Annotated in this window: 14 protein-coding genes; 1 reads left to right on the plus strand and 13 read right to left on the minus strand. The window is 56.8% G+C overall.

The genetic code is table 11. From position 1 onward, the window contains the following. Positions 1-3 precede the first annotated feature (3 nt). Positions 4-2,151 (minus strand): choline BCCT transporter BetT, encoded by a 2,148-nt coding sequence (betT, locus tag CKV68_RS04865; protein WP_013912355.1) that lies wholly within the window; start codon positions 2,149-2,151, stop codon positions 4-6. Positions 2,152-2,357: 206 nt separating this feature from the next. On the opposite strand from betT, the gene betA reads away from it, so the two are divergent. After that, on the plus strand, positions 2,358-4,106 hold the full coding sequence (betA, locus tag CKV68_RS04870) for a choline dehydrogenase (protein ID WP_013912356.1): 1,749 nt from the start codon (positions 2,358-2,360) through the stop codon (positions 4,104-4,106). Here the strand turns inward: betA and CKV68_RS04875 are convergent. The 12 genes from CKV68_RS04875 to dacB are packed head-to-tail and all read right to left on the minus strand — an operon-like array spanning position 4,084 to position 12,882. Further along, positions 4,084-4,752, minus strand: a complete 669-nt coding sequence (locus tag CKV68_RS04875; protein WP_023636321.1) for a pantoate--beta-alanine ligase — start codon at positions 4,750-4,752, stop codon at positions 4,084-4,086. The two genes, betA and CKV68_RS04875, sit on opposite strands and share 23 nt — an antisense overlap. Positions 4,753-4,759: 7 nt before the next feature. Then, positions 4,760-5,146, minus strand: a complete 387-nt coding sequence (locus tag CKV68_RS04880) for a hypothetical protein (RefSeq protein WP_014526241.1) — start codon at positions 5,144-5,146, stop codon at positions 4,760-4,762. Continuing rightward, entirely contained in the window at positions 5,143-5,658 is a 516-nt protein-coding gene (locus tag CKV68_RS04885; protein ID WP_029974149.1) for a DUF6779 domain-containing protein, read from the minus strand. The genes CKV68_RS04880 and CKV68_RS04885 overlap by 4 nt, the downstream gene beginning before the upstream one ends. A 10-nt stretch (positions 5,659-5,668) precedes the next feature. Next, positions 5,669-6,115, minus strand: coding sequence for a DUF3180 domain-containing protein (locus CKV68_RS04890; protein ID WP_095075707.1), 447 nt, complete (start codon positions 6,113-6,115; stop codon positions 5,669-5,671). Further along, complete coding sequence (folK, locus tag CKV68_RS04895; protein ID WP_095075708.1) at positions 6,112-6,567, minus strand: 2-amino-4-hydroxy-6-hydroxymethyldihydropteridine diphosphokinase; 456 nt, start codon at positions 6,565-6,567, stop codon at positions 6,112-6,114. Before folK ends, CKV68_RS04890 begins: the two co-directional genes overlap by 4 nt. Position 6,568: 1 nt before the next feature. Next, the gene (gene folB / locus CKV68_RS04900) at positions 6,569-6,910 is read right to left on the minus strand and encodes a dihydroneopterin aldolase (protein WP_013912362.1); all 342 of its coding nucleotides are present in this window, start codon (positions 6,908-6,910) and stop codon (positions 6,569-6,571) included. Then, a complete protein-coding gene (folP, locus tag CKV68_RS04905; protein WP_095075709.1) occupies positions 6,897-7,679 on the minus strand; it encodes a dihydropteroate synthase in 783 nt (260 codons plus the stop codon). The genes folB and folP overlap by 14 nt, the downstream gene beginning before the upstream one ends. 1 nt (position 7,680) lies before the next feature. Continuing rightward, positions 7,681-8,244, minus strand: coding sequence for a GTP cyclohydrolase I FolE (gene folE, locus CKV68_RS04910; RefSeq protein WP_013912364.1), 564 nt, complete (start codon positions 8,242-8,244; stop codon positions 7,681-7,683). Beyond that, positions 8,237-10,195 (minus strand): ATP-dependent zinc metalloprotease FtsH, encoded by a 1,959-nt coding sequence (gene ftsH, locus CKV68_RS04915; protein ID WP_095076238.1) that lies wholly within the window; start codon positions 10,193-10,195, stop codon positions 8,237-8,239. The genes folE and ftsH overlap by 8 nt, the downstream gene beginning before the upstream one ends. Positions 10,196-10,239: 44 nt before the next feature. Beyond that, on the minus strand, positions 10,240-10,821 hold the full coding sequence (gene hpt, locus CKV68_RS04920) for a hypoxanthine phosphoribosyltransferase (RefSeq protein ID WP_014836795.1): 582 nt from the start codon (positions 10,819-10,821) through the stop codon (positions 10,240-10,242). Between the two features lie 3 nt (positions 10,822-10,824). Next, on the minus strand, positions 10,825-11,667 hold the full coding sequence (gene tilS / locus CKV68_RS04925) for a tRNA lysidine(34) synthetase TilS (RefSeq protein ID WP_095076239.1): 843 nt from the start codon (positions 11,665-11,667) through the stop codon (positions 10,825-10,827). Positions 11,668-11,697: 30 nt separating this feature from the next. Beyond that, on the minus strand, positions 11,698-12,882 hold the full coding sequence (gene dacB / locus CKV68_RS04930) for a D-alanyl-D-alanine carboxypeptidase/D-alanyl-D-alanine endopeptidase (protein ID WP_042891661.1): 1,185 nt from the start codon (positions 12,880-12,882) through the stop codon (positions 11,698-11,700). Positions 12,883-12,884 lie beyond the last annotated feature (2 nt).

Below are 12,884 nucleotides of genomic sequence, written 5' to 3' on the forward strand. Positions count from 1 at the left end.
TCCTTAGTGGTCTTCGCGCCAGAAGCGTACCGGCTGAGCGCCGTCACTGAGATCAGAACTGCCTGGCAAGTCTTTTTGCATGTGGAGGAACTCCAGATGACGCTCATAGAGATCGAGCACATTATCAATGAGTTGTTCACCTGTGTACCCAAAAACGTCATATCCAAGAGAACCTGTGAGGTCGAAAACCTCAATGCGGTAGTAGTGCTCTTTTCCTGGGTTCTTGGTAAAGGATGGCACGGGATTAGATACCGCAAACAGCTGGTAGCGGAAGTTTTGCTCGTCTCCCAGATCAACCGTGAGGTCGAGGCTTCCCACCGGGGATTCCGGCACGTCGGTAGCAACAAGTGAGGCATCAAGGCCACGATCGCACAGCTCCTGAGCCACCTGCTTGAGCGCCGGGGTAGCTACTTCTTCCAGGAACCGTTGCGTCTTTGCAGCGCTAGGCCAGGTGTTAGCGCGGCTCAACCTACGACGCCACGTACTGCCATCCGAGCTACGCCCAGACATCGCCCCGTGCATGGAGATTGTCCGGGCATCCACTTGGGCACGTTCCAGCCTGAAGGACCTGACCAATCCCAGCATGATCAGATACATCACCACCGTGAATGGAAGCCCCATCACCACTGTCGCGGACTGCACAGTGGTCACGCCGTCGATCTGCAGCAACACCACGGTAAGCGCGCCCACCAGCACCGCCCAGAAGATGCGCGACCACACTGGGCCGTCCTGGCTTGAATGCGTTGTGGTAGAGGTGAAGTTGCTCATCACCAATGCACCCGAGTCCGCGGAGGTGATGTACAGCAGCAGACCAATCAAGGTGGCCAGGGCGATAATCGCAGTCGCCCCAGGATAGGTGGCCAGCAGATCATAGAATCCTCGCTGTGGTTCCTCAGCTGCGGCATGCCCAAACTCGTCATTGCCGCCTCGGACGATGTCCAGCGCGGAATTACCAAAGAAGCTCATCCACAGAAGGATGAAAAGGAAAGGCACGCTCAACGTCCCAAAGACAAACTGGCGCAAGGTGCGTCCTCGAGAGATGCGGGCAAGGAACAGACCAACAAAAGGCGCCCAGGCTACCCACCATGCCCAGAAGAACAGCGTCCAGGCCCCGAGCCAGGCTTTTGTATGCTCGGGATCGTCCGCGAAGGCGTAGGTGTCCATCGTCATTCCGGGCAGTGATGCTACGTAATCACCGATGTTCATCACGAGTCCGTCGAGAAGGAAGGCCGTCTTTCCTGCCACCACAACGTACACCATCAGTGCAATGGCCAGGACCACATTGATCTCACTGAGCATTTTGATGCCTTTATCCACACCGGATACCGCAGACAGCGTCGCGATAGCCACTGAGACAACCACCAGGATGATCTGCCATGTCGCACCCTCTTCCACGCCAAAGAGCACCTTGATGCCGTAATTCAGCTGCACCACGCCAATACCCAGCGATGCCGCAATACCGAACACAGTTCCCAGCATGGCTGCCACGTCAACAGAGTCTCCGATCGGACCATGGATACGCTTGCCGACGAGCGGATACAGCGCCGAGCGAATAGCAAGCGGCATATTCAACCGATATGCGTAATAGCCAAATGCCATTCCCATAAGCGAATACATGGCCCATCCGGTAAAACCATAGTGGAAGAGCGCCCACACGACTGCCTCTTCTGCAGCTTCACGGGTTTCCCCGCTTCCCACGGGTGGCCCGTAATACTGAGCCACCGGTTCTGCCACAGAGAAGAACATGAGGTCCACGCCGATACCAGCAGCAAAGAGCATCGCCGACCAGGAGAACAATTTGAACTGAGGGCGAGAGTGATCCGGGCCTAGTCGGATCTTCCCGGCACCCGAGAAAGCCACCCCCAAAATAAACACGATCACCACTGTGGCAGTCAGGATATAAAACCATCCAAAATTGGTGGCGATCCACGTGGTAACGCTTCCAAGTGCCTTTTCTGCGGATTCTCGTCCAATAAAAGCCCACAGCGTCACGGCGAGGATCCCCGCCGCCGAGGCGAGAAAGACGGGCCAATTAGTCCGGGCAGGAGGAACCCCGCTCGTTCCTACGTTGTAGGAACCAACAAGGACTTTACCCCCATTTACGGGTGGAGAGTCATGTCCACTCTCATCCCCTAATGCTGTGTTCGGCATTACTGGATAACTCCTCAATAATTTCTTCCGATCGACAGGAACTACACCGCATGACCTGCCGATATTCGATAGTTTCCCCACCCGAAATATTGCGGTGAACTGCATATTCTCCGAAGAGGGAACCTGACCCGAGAATACACAGAGCCGTGGCCGGGACACCGGGACGCTGGCAGACTGGACGGAAACGATTCAGAAAGGACATCCATTTGTTTTCGCACGACACGGCTGGAGAAACGGTTGAGGATCGACACCGCGATGTGGTGATCGTGGGTGGCGGCTCCGCAGGTTCTGTCTTGGCTAACCGCCTCAGCGAAGATGGCTCCTCGGTCATGGTGCTAGAAGCCGGGCGCTCCGATTCACTCTGGGATCTTTTCATTCACATGCCCGCGGCATTCTCGTTCCCGATTGGCAACAAGTACTACGACTGGGCCTACGAGTCCGAGCCAGAGCCGGAAATGAATGGGCGCCGCATCTACCACGCACGCGGCAAAGTGCTTGGCGGTTCCAGCTCCGTCAACGGCATGATCTTCCAACGCGGAAACCCCATGGATTATGAGAAATGGGGAAAGCTGCCGGGCATGCAGAACTGGGACTATGCCCATGTGCTGCCCTACTTCAACAAGATGGAAACTGCGCTAGCAGCCGACCCCGACGACCCACGTCGCGGCCATGATGGTCCTCTCAAGCTCACCCGCGGTCCTGCCACAAACCCGCTCTTCCAAGCATTTTTCCGCTCCGTGCAGGAAGCCGGCTACAAGCTGACTAACGACGTCAATGGATACCGCCAGGAGGGGTTCGCCCCCTTCGACCGCAACATCTTCAAGGGCAAGCGACTCTCCGCAGCCCGCGCGTATCTCCACCCAGTGAAATCCCGTAAGAACCTTGACGTGCGCACCCGCGCATTCACCACTCGTATCCTTTTCACCGGTGACAAAGCCACCGGCGTGGAATACGAATGGAAGGGGAAGACTCGTCGAGTCCACGCAGACAAGGTGATTCTCTGCGGCGGTGCGTTCAATACCCCACAGCTGCTACAGGTGAGCGGAATCGGCGACCGCGAGGTCTTGGAAAAGGCCGGCGTGGAAGTTCGTAAGCACCTCCCCGGTGTCGGCGCCAATCTTCAGGACCACCTCGAGGTCTATGTGCAGTACAACTGCACCCAACCGGTGAGCTCGCAGCCCTACTACAAGATGATCAATCGCCCCAAGATTGGTCTGCAATGGCTGCTCACCAAGAAGGGCCCCGTGGCGTCCTCCCACTTTGAGGCAGGCGGATTTGCTCGTTCCAACGACGACGAGGACTACCCCAACCTCATGTTCCACTTCCTTCCAATGGCGATCCGCTACGACGGCTCCCAGCCAGAAGGCGAACACGGCTTCCAATTCCACGTCGGCCCGATGTATTCCGATACCCTCGGCCACGTTCATATCACCTCGCCAGATCCCAAGGAAAAGCCAGAAATTATCTTCAACTACCTGGCTACCGACCAAGATCGACGCGAGTGGGTAGAAGCCGTCCGGACCTCCCGCAAGCTGCTAGACACCCCTGCGATGAAGGAGTTCACAGACGGAGAAATCTCCCCCGGCCCGCAAGTGCAGACTGATGAGGAGATTCTGGAATGGGTGCGTAACGACGCAGAAACGGCTCTGCACCCATCATGTACCGCAAAAATGGGTTCTGCTGACGACGAATACGCGGTGGTAGACCCCGACACGATGCAGGTTCATGGCGTTGAAGGGCTCTACGTCTGCGACGCTTCCGTCATGCCGATTATCACTAACGGAAACATCTACGCCCCCGTGGTCATGATGGCAGAAAAAGCTGCCGACCTGATCAAGGGCGTGGAACCTCTAGCCCCCATTCACGAGCCGTTCTACCAGGCAAAGAAGGACATGCCGCTCTACGTCGAGGAACCCCGCGACCACACGACTGTTATTCCTGGTTCAGATCACTAGCACTATCGATCAACTGGACTCCGCCGAAGGTAGCCGCCACATACACGCGGTTATCTTCACAGCGAACATAGTCCGGTTCTACCCCAGCTGCAACAAGCACCTGTTTCGCAGCGTCAACGCCTCTCAGCGCCCCCGCGGTAACCGCAGCAGAAAGAGCCAATGCTTTCTCTCGATCCTCCGCGGGGATCAGGGCGTTATGGGAGGAAATGGCTATTCCGTCTGGCATCCGCACCGTAGGCACCGAATGCACCTTGACCGGTATATGTAGGTCAGTAATCGCACGCTGCGTCTGCAGCAAGAATGCATAATCGTCCTCGCCGTAGATGACGTCTGTAGGGCCGACCAGGTTCAGCAGTGCTATCCGACGTGTCAGCCGAGGGGAGGCGTCGATAAGCGTGCGCTCTGGCTCGCTGTGATCAATGTAGACGGCATCGACTCGTTCTTCGGCGAATGCCGGCTGGTTCTCACGAGCTACCACGACAACCACGGCCCCCGGGATTCGCTTCGCCGTCCGGAGCAACGCTACGTGTCCCGCGTGCACTTGCGTGCCAATAGAGACCAACACAACGGGCTTGCCTTGTTTCCTAAAAGCACGACTTACCATCGCAATATCGTCAAAAACCTGCGCCTGGCCAAATTGAAACATAATTCCCTTACAACAATTCCTCAGTAATATCGCCCAGCATGGGTTGAAGCAGTACCCGCGCTGAATCACGCATCTGTTCTAGCTGTTGGACCTGTACTAGTCCAGCGAGCAGCTCTGGCCATTTATCTTGCGATACATGAATAGCATGCGCTCCGATCTCTGCGAGCAAGAGCTCAGCCACGGTCGCAGCGACGTCGTTTGTGGCGGTAACAGCGTAAATATCCGGCTTTAATTCTTTAAGGACAAAGGACATACCGGATAATCGCCCCACGAGACCGTCCCAAGCGGGCTCATCAAATGCTAATTCCGCGTGTTCCACAGCACGGCGGTGCCCCACAGCAATCAGCCGAGTAACAAGCTCATTGTTCCCGCTGATCGAAAGAACCGGCCTCACCGATTGCGCTTTAGCAAATCAGCGACGGAAACCGCGTCTGAGCGCTCTTCTCGTCGGCGCCGGCCATGCGGTTCAGGTTCGGTGGGGACCCAATCCACCTTGGCAAAGCTATTGGTCTCCGCAGCAACGGCATTTCTAAAGGCAGCAGCACGCAGCTCTTCTGCTTTTTCTTGATCGCTAGCCTGCTCGATTTCTGGGATCCGAGTGGCCTGTGCTTGGATCATCGTCGGCTCAACAAAAACCTGCCCCGTGAGGGTTTCCAGTTGAGTCCGCACTTGCGCCACTTGCTCTCTAATCTGCGCCAAGGTCTCTTGTTCCTCGACGCGTTGCTCTAGAGCTTCTGCCTGCGCACGGTAACGGCCCACCAGAAAGAATCCGAGCACGGCTGCCCAGAGCGCCGCAAGCAATGCAAGCTTGAGTACTCCCTGGTTACCAGTGAACAGCATGATTATGCTTGCCACCAAAGACAGCACGACAAGCGCAATGAGTAACTTCTGCCCGTTGTCCTTCATGCCATCCAAACTACCGCACTGCATCCACAGGCGGCACCGTACACGATTTTTCTAACCAATATCCTGCCGCAGACATCGCCACCCCACCGAGCGCAGAGGCAATCACGATAAGTAGATCTTGCGCAGAAATATGCGATGTGAGCACAAAGATTCCCAGGCTCACATAGCCCCCGCCGAAAATAGCTCCTGTCCATGCAGAGGCTTTGCCTATCACAAGGAACTGCGCGGCTGTCACCGGATTTAGTTGTGAGCGATCTTGTCCGATCTGGTCATCTTTAATACGTGTCCGCACCCGCACAGCTAAGAGCACGCACAACACCGTCATCCCCCACAGGCATATCGCCACCCCCAAAGGAACCGAGGGCAGCACGCCATAAAATCGCATCACCAAAATAAAGGACGCAAGAGCGCAGAAGAGGAAAACCCCTAACAGCCCGAGGACGGAGGTTTGTTTCATAAGGCCCCCACAATCGGGAAGGTTCCGGTGATCAGCTCCGATAATGGACGCCCGTTTAGGGTTGCGTGAGGGTCCGCCTCAAGCCACGGAACCAGTACGAAATTGCGCTCGTGTGCATAGGGATGCGGCAGTGTCAGTTCGGGATCATCTGATGTCACGCCCTCAATACACACAATATCTACGTCGAGGGTACGAGGGCCCCAATGCTGAATCCACTTGCGCTCCGCAGCTTGTTCTAAAGCCTGACCGCGTTTGAGCAGTTCCATCGGTGTCTCATCCACATCCACGATGAGCACCGCGTTAAGGAACTCATCCTGATCTTCCACGCCCCACGGCGGAGTGGCATAAATACTCGATGCAGCAACGAGGTCAGGTAAGAACTCCTCGTACGCCGACCTTAAGAGGGCATAGCGATCGTCCATGTTAGAACCGATGGATAAGACTGCTCTCATGTTATCGCCTTGCCACCACAGCTACGTCGGCAAATTCGAGCGGGATGGGCGCATGCGGTTTATGCACCGTCACTTCAATGCCCGAAAGCGGGAAAGTGCTCATGGCCGTATCGGCGATTTCCGATGCGACAGTCTCAATCAGATCGCGCGGCTCTCCAGTAAGGATTCCATATGCCAGCTGAGCCAGCTCGCCATAATGCACCGTCTGGGTCAGGTCATCCTGAGCGGGAAAGGTGAGCCAACAGGTGATATCCACAAGAAACTCCTGGCCCTCGCGCTTCTCGTGCTCAAAGACACCGTGATAGGCGTAGCCTTTAAGGCCTTTCAGTTCAATGCGATCCATGCTTCCTCCATTTCGCCGCAACATCCACAGCGGCACGGGATAGCGCCACGTTGTGCACCCGGACGCACCACACGCCTTGATGCGCTGCGATTGCTGTGACTGCGGCAGTCGCCGCGTCCACGTCTGAGCCTAGGCTAGCTAAAAAGCGCTTTCTCGACGCCCCCACGAGTACCGGATACTCTCTCATAAATTCTGGAAGAGCGTTCAATAAAGCCCAGTTGTCCTCTGCGGTTTTAGCAAACCCGAGGCCTGGGTCGATGACAATGGCTTTCGCGTCAATGCCAGCGGCAAGGGCGTTATCAACGAGTATGTCCAGGCCCTCATGAACTTCACGCACCACGTCGGTATGATGCGCGCCTGCGGCATCGCCAAAGGTCCCCGTTTTCCAGTGCATCAAGCACACGGGAAGCTGTGTATCAGCCATAACCGAGTACATGTTCTTATCTGCGAGGCCGCCGGAGACGTCGTTAAGCATGCTAACCCCGGCCTCGGCTGCTGCGGCAGCGACCGAGGCACGCATGGTATCTACTGACGTCCTGATTCCTTCAGCATGCAGGGCTTTAATCACAGGAACGACGCGGGCAAGCTCAACCTGCTCGCTCACGCGAGTGGCACCTGGGCGGGTGGACTCACCGCCTACGTCGATGATGTCCGCGCCCTCTGCCACGAGTTGCTTGGCATGCGCCACCGCGGAGTCGAGATCGAGATACTTTCCGCCATCAGAAAAGGAATCAGTAGTCACGTTGACGATTCCCATTACGTGCGTCATGTCAGCTCCGAATAAGGCTCAAAACCTCCGCACGGGAGGCCGCGTTGGTTTGGAAACCGCCTCGAACCGCAGATGTGGTGGTGGTGGCTCCTGGCTTACGGATGCCACGCATCGCCATGCACAGGTGCTCACATTCGATCACCACGATCACGGCCTGAGCTTCCAGTTTTTCTACCAGAGCATCGGCTACCTGAGAGGTTAATCGCTCCTGCACCTGGGGACGCTTGGCATACAGATCCACCAAACGCGCCAACTTAGACAGGCCCGTCACTTTCCCGGACTGTCCCGGAATGTATCCGATGTGCGCCGTGCCAAAGAAAGGCACCAGGTGATGCTCGCACGTTGAGTAGATCGGGATGTCTCGAACCAGTACTAGCTCACGGTGGTCCTCGCTAAAAGTCTTGTTCAAGACCTCCGTAGGGTCCGTGTGCAGGCCGGCAAAGACCTCTGCATATGCCTTTGCCACACGCGCCGGTGTTTCTTGGAGTCCTTCACGCTCCGGGTCCTCGCCCACCGCAATAAGGAGTTCCCGGACTGCTGCTTCCGCGCGATCGCGATCAAACACGATCTGCCCTTTCACTTTGACGACGCGCACGCTCCGCCTTGGAAGCGTCGAGAAGCGTGAACGGCTTCGGGGGTTCTTCGCCGCGCTCGATAGCCAACTCTGTGGGGGTCTTCACTGGCTCGCGTCCGGCTTGGCGTGGGAAACGGGCGTCTTCATCCGGGAAGACATCCCCCACCTCACGCGGAACGATGCCGTGGAAGAGCTCCTCCAGATCGGGGCGACGCAGAGTCTCCTTCTCCAAGAGCTTCTCTGCCAAGCGATCCAAATAATCGCGGTACTCGGCAAGGATCATGTACGCCTCGGTGTGCGCACGATCGAGCAAATACTGCATCTCGCGGTCAATCTGTGCCGCGACCTCTGGCGAGTACTCCAGTACTCCGCCGCTGCCACCACGGGCAAAAGGATCGCCTTGTTCTTCGCCGTATTTGACCATGCCTAGGGTCGGCGACATGCCGTACTCCGTAATCATGGCCTTGGCTATCTTGGTTGCCTGCTCAATATCTGCGGAGGCGCCGGTGGTGGGCTCACCAAACACCAGCTCCTCAGCCGCGCGTCCACCCATGGCAAAGACGAGGCGTGCGTACAGCTCATCGCGGTTGTACATGCCTTTGTCATCTTCTTGCGCAGTCATGGCATGTCCACCGGTACGTCCACGCGCCAAGATGGTGACCTTGTACACCCGCTCAATGTTTTTCAGCGCCCAGGCGGCCAACGTGTGTCCACCCTCGTGGTATGCGGTGACCTTCTTTTCCTTCTCGGAAATCACCTTGGAGCGGCGCGGACCGCCGACTACTCGATCTGTGGCCTCTTCCAAAGCATCAGCGGTAATCACGGTCTTGCCAATACGCGCCGTGAGCAACGCGGCCTCGTTGAGTACGTTGGCGAGGTCTGCACCGGACATGCCGGCAGTACGACGAGCCAGTGACTCTATGTCTGCGTCTGGAGCAAAGGGCTTGCCCTTGGCATGGACGCGGAGGATTTGTTCGCGCCCCTTGAGGTCGGGGTTGCTCACGGGGATCTGGCGGTCAAAACGGCCAGGACGCAGCAAAGCCGGATCCAGAATGTCTGGTCGGTTAGTAGCAGCCATGATGATCACGCCTTCGCGGTCACCAAAGCCGTCCATTTCCACCAGCATCTGGTTAAGCGTCTGCTCGCGCTCGTCGTGTCCGCCGCCCATACCGGAGCCACGCTGCCGGCCCACGGCGTCGATCTCGTCGATAAAGATGATGCAGGGACTGTTCTCGCGGGCTTGTTTGAAAAGGTCACGCACGCGGGAAGCACCCACGCCAACGAACATCTCTACGAAGTCAGAACCAGAGATTGAGTAGAACGGCACACCGGCTTCTCCGGCAACGGCCCTAGCCAAGAGGGTCTTACCCGTACCGGGAGGACCGTACAGCAAAACACCACGTGGGATCTTTGCGCCCAGCTGCTCATACCTGGATGGGTCTTCAAGGAAGTCCTTGATCTCATGCAACTCATCCACGGCCTCTTCTGCACCAGCCACGTCTGCAAACGTGTTGGTGGGCATGTCTTTGTTCAGTTCCTTAGCGCGGGAACCACCAAAGCCGAACATGCTGTTTCCCTGCATACGGGAGAACATCCACATAATGAGACCAAAAACGATCAGCATCGGCAGGATGTATCCGAGCATGGAAACGAGGAAGTTCTCCTTATTCACGTTGGTGGAGTACTTCTCTGCCTCGGACTTCTCTACCTTGCTAAAGATCTCCGGGGACGTACGCGCGGGATACCGAGCCAGGATCTCAGAAACCTCGCGACCCTCGTGGTCGATGGCGTTCTTGAGCTTGATGCGGATGCGCTGTTCGCGATCGTCGATTTGGACTTCTTTGACGTTTTTCTTGTCCAACTGAGCGATAGCAACAGATGTATCTACTTGCTTATAGCCACGGGCGTCATTGCCCAGCAAAGTAAAGACATAGATGGCCATCAAGACGATGGCGGCAATCACCGAATACTGCAGGATTTTTTTGTTCACTTGTAAACCTTAGGATGCAGCGAAGCGACAAACGGCAAGTCGCGGTACTTCTCTGCGAAGTCTAGACCGTAACCGATCACAAATTCATTGGGAATATCAAAACCGATGTCAAGGCAGTCTATATCCGTCTTCACTGCCTCAGGTTTACGCAGCAACGCGACGATCTCCAAGGACTTTGGCTTACGCCCATTGAGGTTACGAATCAGCCATTTAAGTGTGAGGCCGGAATCAATGATGTCCTCGATAATCACTACGTTGCAGCCCTGGATGTTGCGGTCCAAATCCTTCAGAATCCGCACCATGCCAGAAGACGTGGCGGAGTTACCGTAGGAACTCACCGCCATGAATTCCATCTGGCAGGGGATGTCGAGAGCCCGGGCAAAGTCGGTGAGGAAGAATACCGCACCCTTGAGCACACAGATCAAGACGAGATCGTCCTCTTCGTCGCGGTACTTCTCTGACACCAGCGCCGCCATCTCCTTGATGCGGGTCTGGAGTTCTTCTTCGCTCACGAGGACGGCCTCAACGTCAGCTCCGTAGGAGTTGACGGGCACTTGATAATCCTTCTTGTCGTGCATCTGTCACCTTTCTTTCGACAAAAGTTTGCCATCTTTGCGGATTACTTCCAACCTGTTGCCAACCGCTACGCCGCCTTGGCCATGCCAATCGGTGACCAGGCGTTCTACTGCGTCGATGTTAGCGCCTGTGACAGGTGCTTTGTTTTCCCGGAGGAAAGCAGCGAGATAGCGACGTCGAAAAGCTGGATGCGCTGCCCGCAACTCATCCAAAGTTACATCGCTGACCTGCAAGGCTTCATCGTCGTGCGCAATATTCATAGCAGCTCGCGCCAACGCGGGGACAGGGTCGCCGCCGATGATGTCAGAGAGCAGCGGAAGCACCTGTTGGCGGATAGCAACGCGCCGAAATTCTCTTTGGTCATTATGCGGATCGTGCCACGGCTCTAACCCCAATTCCGCACATGCACCCACGGTATCTGCACGGCGCACCGACAAGAAAGGCCGCCACACGGTTCCCTGAACCAGCATGCCGGCGGCCTTCCCTCGCAGCGCGCCCAACAACAATGTCTCGGCCTGATCGTCCGCGGTATGGCCCACCACTACCGGTTTTCCAAACCCTCGCAGAGCCTCGTAGCGAGCCCGGCGCGCGTTCGCTTCGAGGCTTCCACTTTTCTCCACGTCCACCTGGACCACAGTGGCTTCCGCGCCTAGCCCCCGCACGGTCTCCGCCGCACGTTCCGCCACACGCTCCGATCCCTGCTGCAGGCCATGATCCACGCACACAGCTAGCACCCGATATTTCTCGGCGACCAGGGCGGCGACGAGTGCCAGGGAATCCGGCCCACCCGAAAGTCCCACCACCACGTCACGGTCGGTTACCGCCCGAACTGCGACCCGGCAGGCCATAAAGCGTGGGCTTTTTCGTGGCCAGAACATCTAAGCCTCACGCACCGCATTCGCAATGGCGTCGAGGGCCTCGCGAGCCTGTCTAATCTCGGAGCCATTAGAGATCATGGCAAAGCTATACACGTGCCCGCTTTTCGACGGCACAGCTCCCGCCAACGCAGAGACCCCGGTCAGCGTGCCAGTTTTTGCGCGGACCCAACCAGCTCCAGGTGTGTTGTTAAAGCGGTTCTCCAGCGTTCCCGTGCCACCAGCTACCGGTAGCGCCAACACGGAAGCGGCAGCCACCTGGCTGAGTAGTTTCGGAGTGATCCGGTTATCCAAGCTCAGTCCAGAGTTATCCACGACCGTTGAACCATTGACGTCTACGCCATTTTTTCTCAGCACGTCGAGGGTTGCCTCCACGGGACGCTCCGCGGAGAGTTCCCGGCCAATGGCTTCCGCCATAACGTTATCTGAGTCTTCCATCATCATGGAGATGCGCTTTTGCAACGTTGGCGACTCGGTACGAGCAACCACGTCCCCCTCCGAGGAATCCGTGTATCCAACGGTCCCCGCGCCCAATCGCTTGGCCAGGGCTTCTGCTACATCAAAGGCCGGACGATGGCTCCTAGGAACATCGCCTGAGGTTGCCCCCAGCCGTCCCCCATAGAGCATCACAGGCTCCAAGGGAGCTACGAATCCGGCGTCCACATCAGCGGGGTCCCATCCGGGGAGGAGTTTGTCTTTCCATGCGGTGGCGTCGACAAGCACAGTGTCTACCCCTGTGCCGATCTGCGCAGCTAAGGAGTCAATTTGCTCGTGAGTCAGCCACACGTCTCCGGAGCCTTTGATTATTGCCGTCCGGTCTTTCTTCCGCACCTCTGTGACTATGCGGTCCTGCGGGCCGAGCTCATACAATGCGGCTGCGGCTGTGAGTAATTTTGTTGCTGAGGCTGGGGTCAATGCAGTCTCAGCATTGTGAGAAAGGACCACTTCACCTGTGGTGATATCAGTGATCATTGCTCCAAAGTTACCCAGCCGCCTATCTTGAGCCATTGCGCTCAAGGTGGCCTTCAGCCCAGTATTATCCACATCTTTCGCTTCAAGGGCCGTAATACCGCGTTCCGGCTTATCTACCTGCACCGGATCATGTACCAGCACATTAGCAACAGCGAACACCACCGTCGCTATGACCGCAGCCGTTACTACCACTGTTGACATCCACCACTTCTTCATTG

Source organism: Corynebacterium ulcerans, assembly GCF_900187135.1.
In the GTDB taxonomy this organism is placed as follows: domain Bacteria; phylum Actinomycetota; class Actinomycetes; order Mycobacteriales; family Mycobacteriaceae; genus Corynebacterium; species Corynebacterium ulcerans.

What these genes read in the sequence shown, in the direction of transcription:
- betT (WP_013912355.1), bottom strand. Translation starts at nt 2,151, where the DNA reads ATGCCGAACACAGCATTAGGGGATGAGAGTGGACATGACTCTCCACCC.
- CKV68_RS04875 (WP_023636321.1), bottom strand. Translation starts at nt 4,752, where the DNA reads ATGTTTCAATTTGGCCAGGCGCAGGTTTTTGACGATATTGCGATGGTA.
- CKV68_RS04885 (WP_029974149.1), bottom strand. Translation starts at nt 5,658, where the DNA reads ATGAAGGACAACGGGCAGAAGTTACTCATTGCGCTTGTCGTGCTGTCT.
- CKV68_RS04890 (WP_095075707.1), bottom strand. Translation starts at nt 6,115, where the DNA reads ATGAAACAAACCTCCGTCCTCGGGCTGTTAGGGGTTTTCCTCTTCTGC.
- folK (WP_095075708.1), bottom strand. Translation starts at nt 6,567, where the DNA reads ATGAGAGCAGTCTTATCCATCGGTTCTAACATGGACGATCGCTATGCC.
- folB (WP_013912362.1), bottom strand. Translation starts at nt 6,910, where the DNA reads ATGGATCGCATTGAACTGAAAGGCCTTAAAGGCTACGCCTATCACGGT.
- folP (WP_095075709.1), bottom strand. Translation starts at nt 7,679, where the DNA reads ATGACGCACGTAATGGGAATCGTCAACGTGACTACTGATTCCTTTTCT.
- ftsH (WP_095076238.1), bottom strand. Translation starts at nt 10,195, where the DNA reads ATGGCCATCTATGTCTTTACTTTGCTGGGCAATGACGCCCGTGGCTAT.
- hpt (WP_014836795.1), bottom strand. Translation starts at nt 10,821, where the DNA reads ATGCACGACAAGAAGGATTATCAAGTGCCCGTCAACTCCTACGGAGCT.
- tilS (WP_095076239.1), bottom strand. Translation starts at nt 11,667, where the DNA reads ATGGCCTGCCGGGTCGCAGTTCGGGCGGTAACCGACCGTGACGTGGTG.
- dacB (WP_042891661.1), bottom strand. Translation starts at nt 12,882, where the DNA reads ATGAAGAAGTGGTGGATGTCAACAGTGGTAGTAACGGCTGCGGTCATA.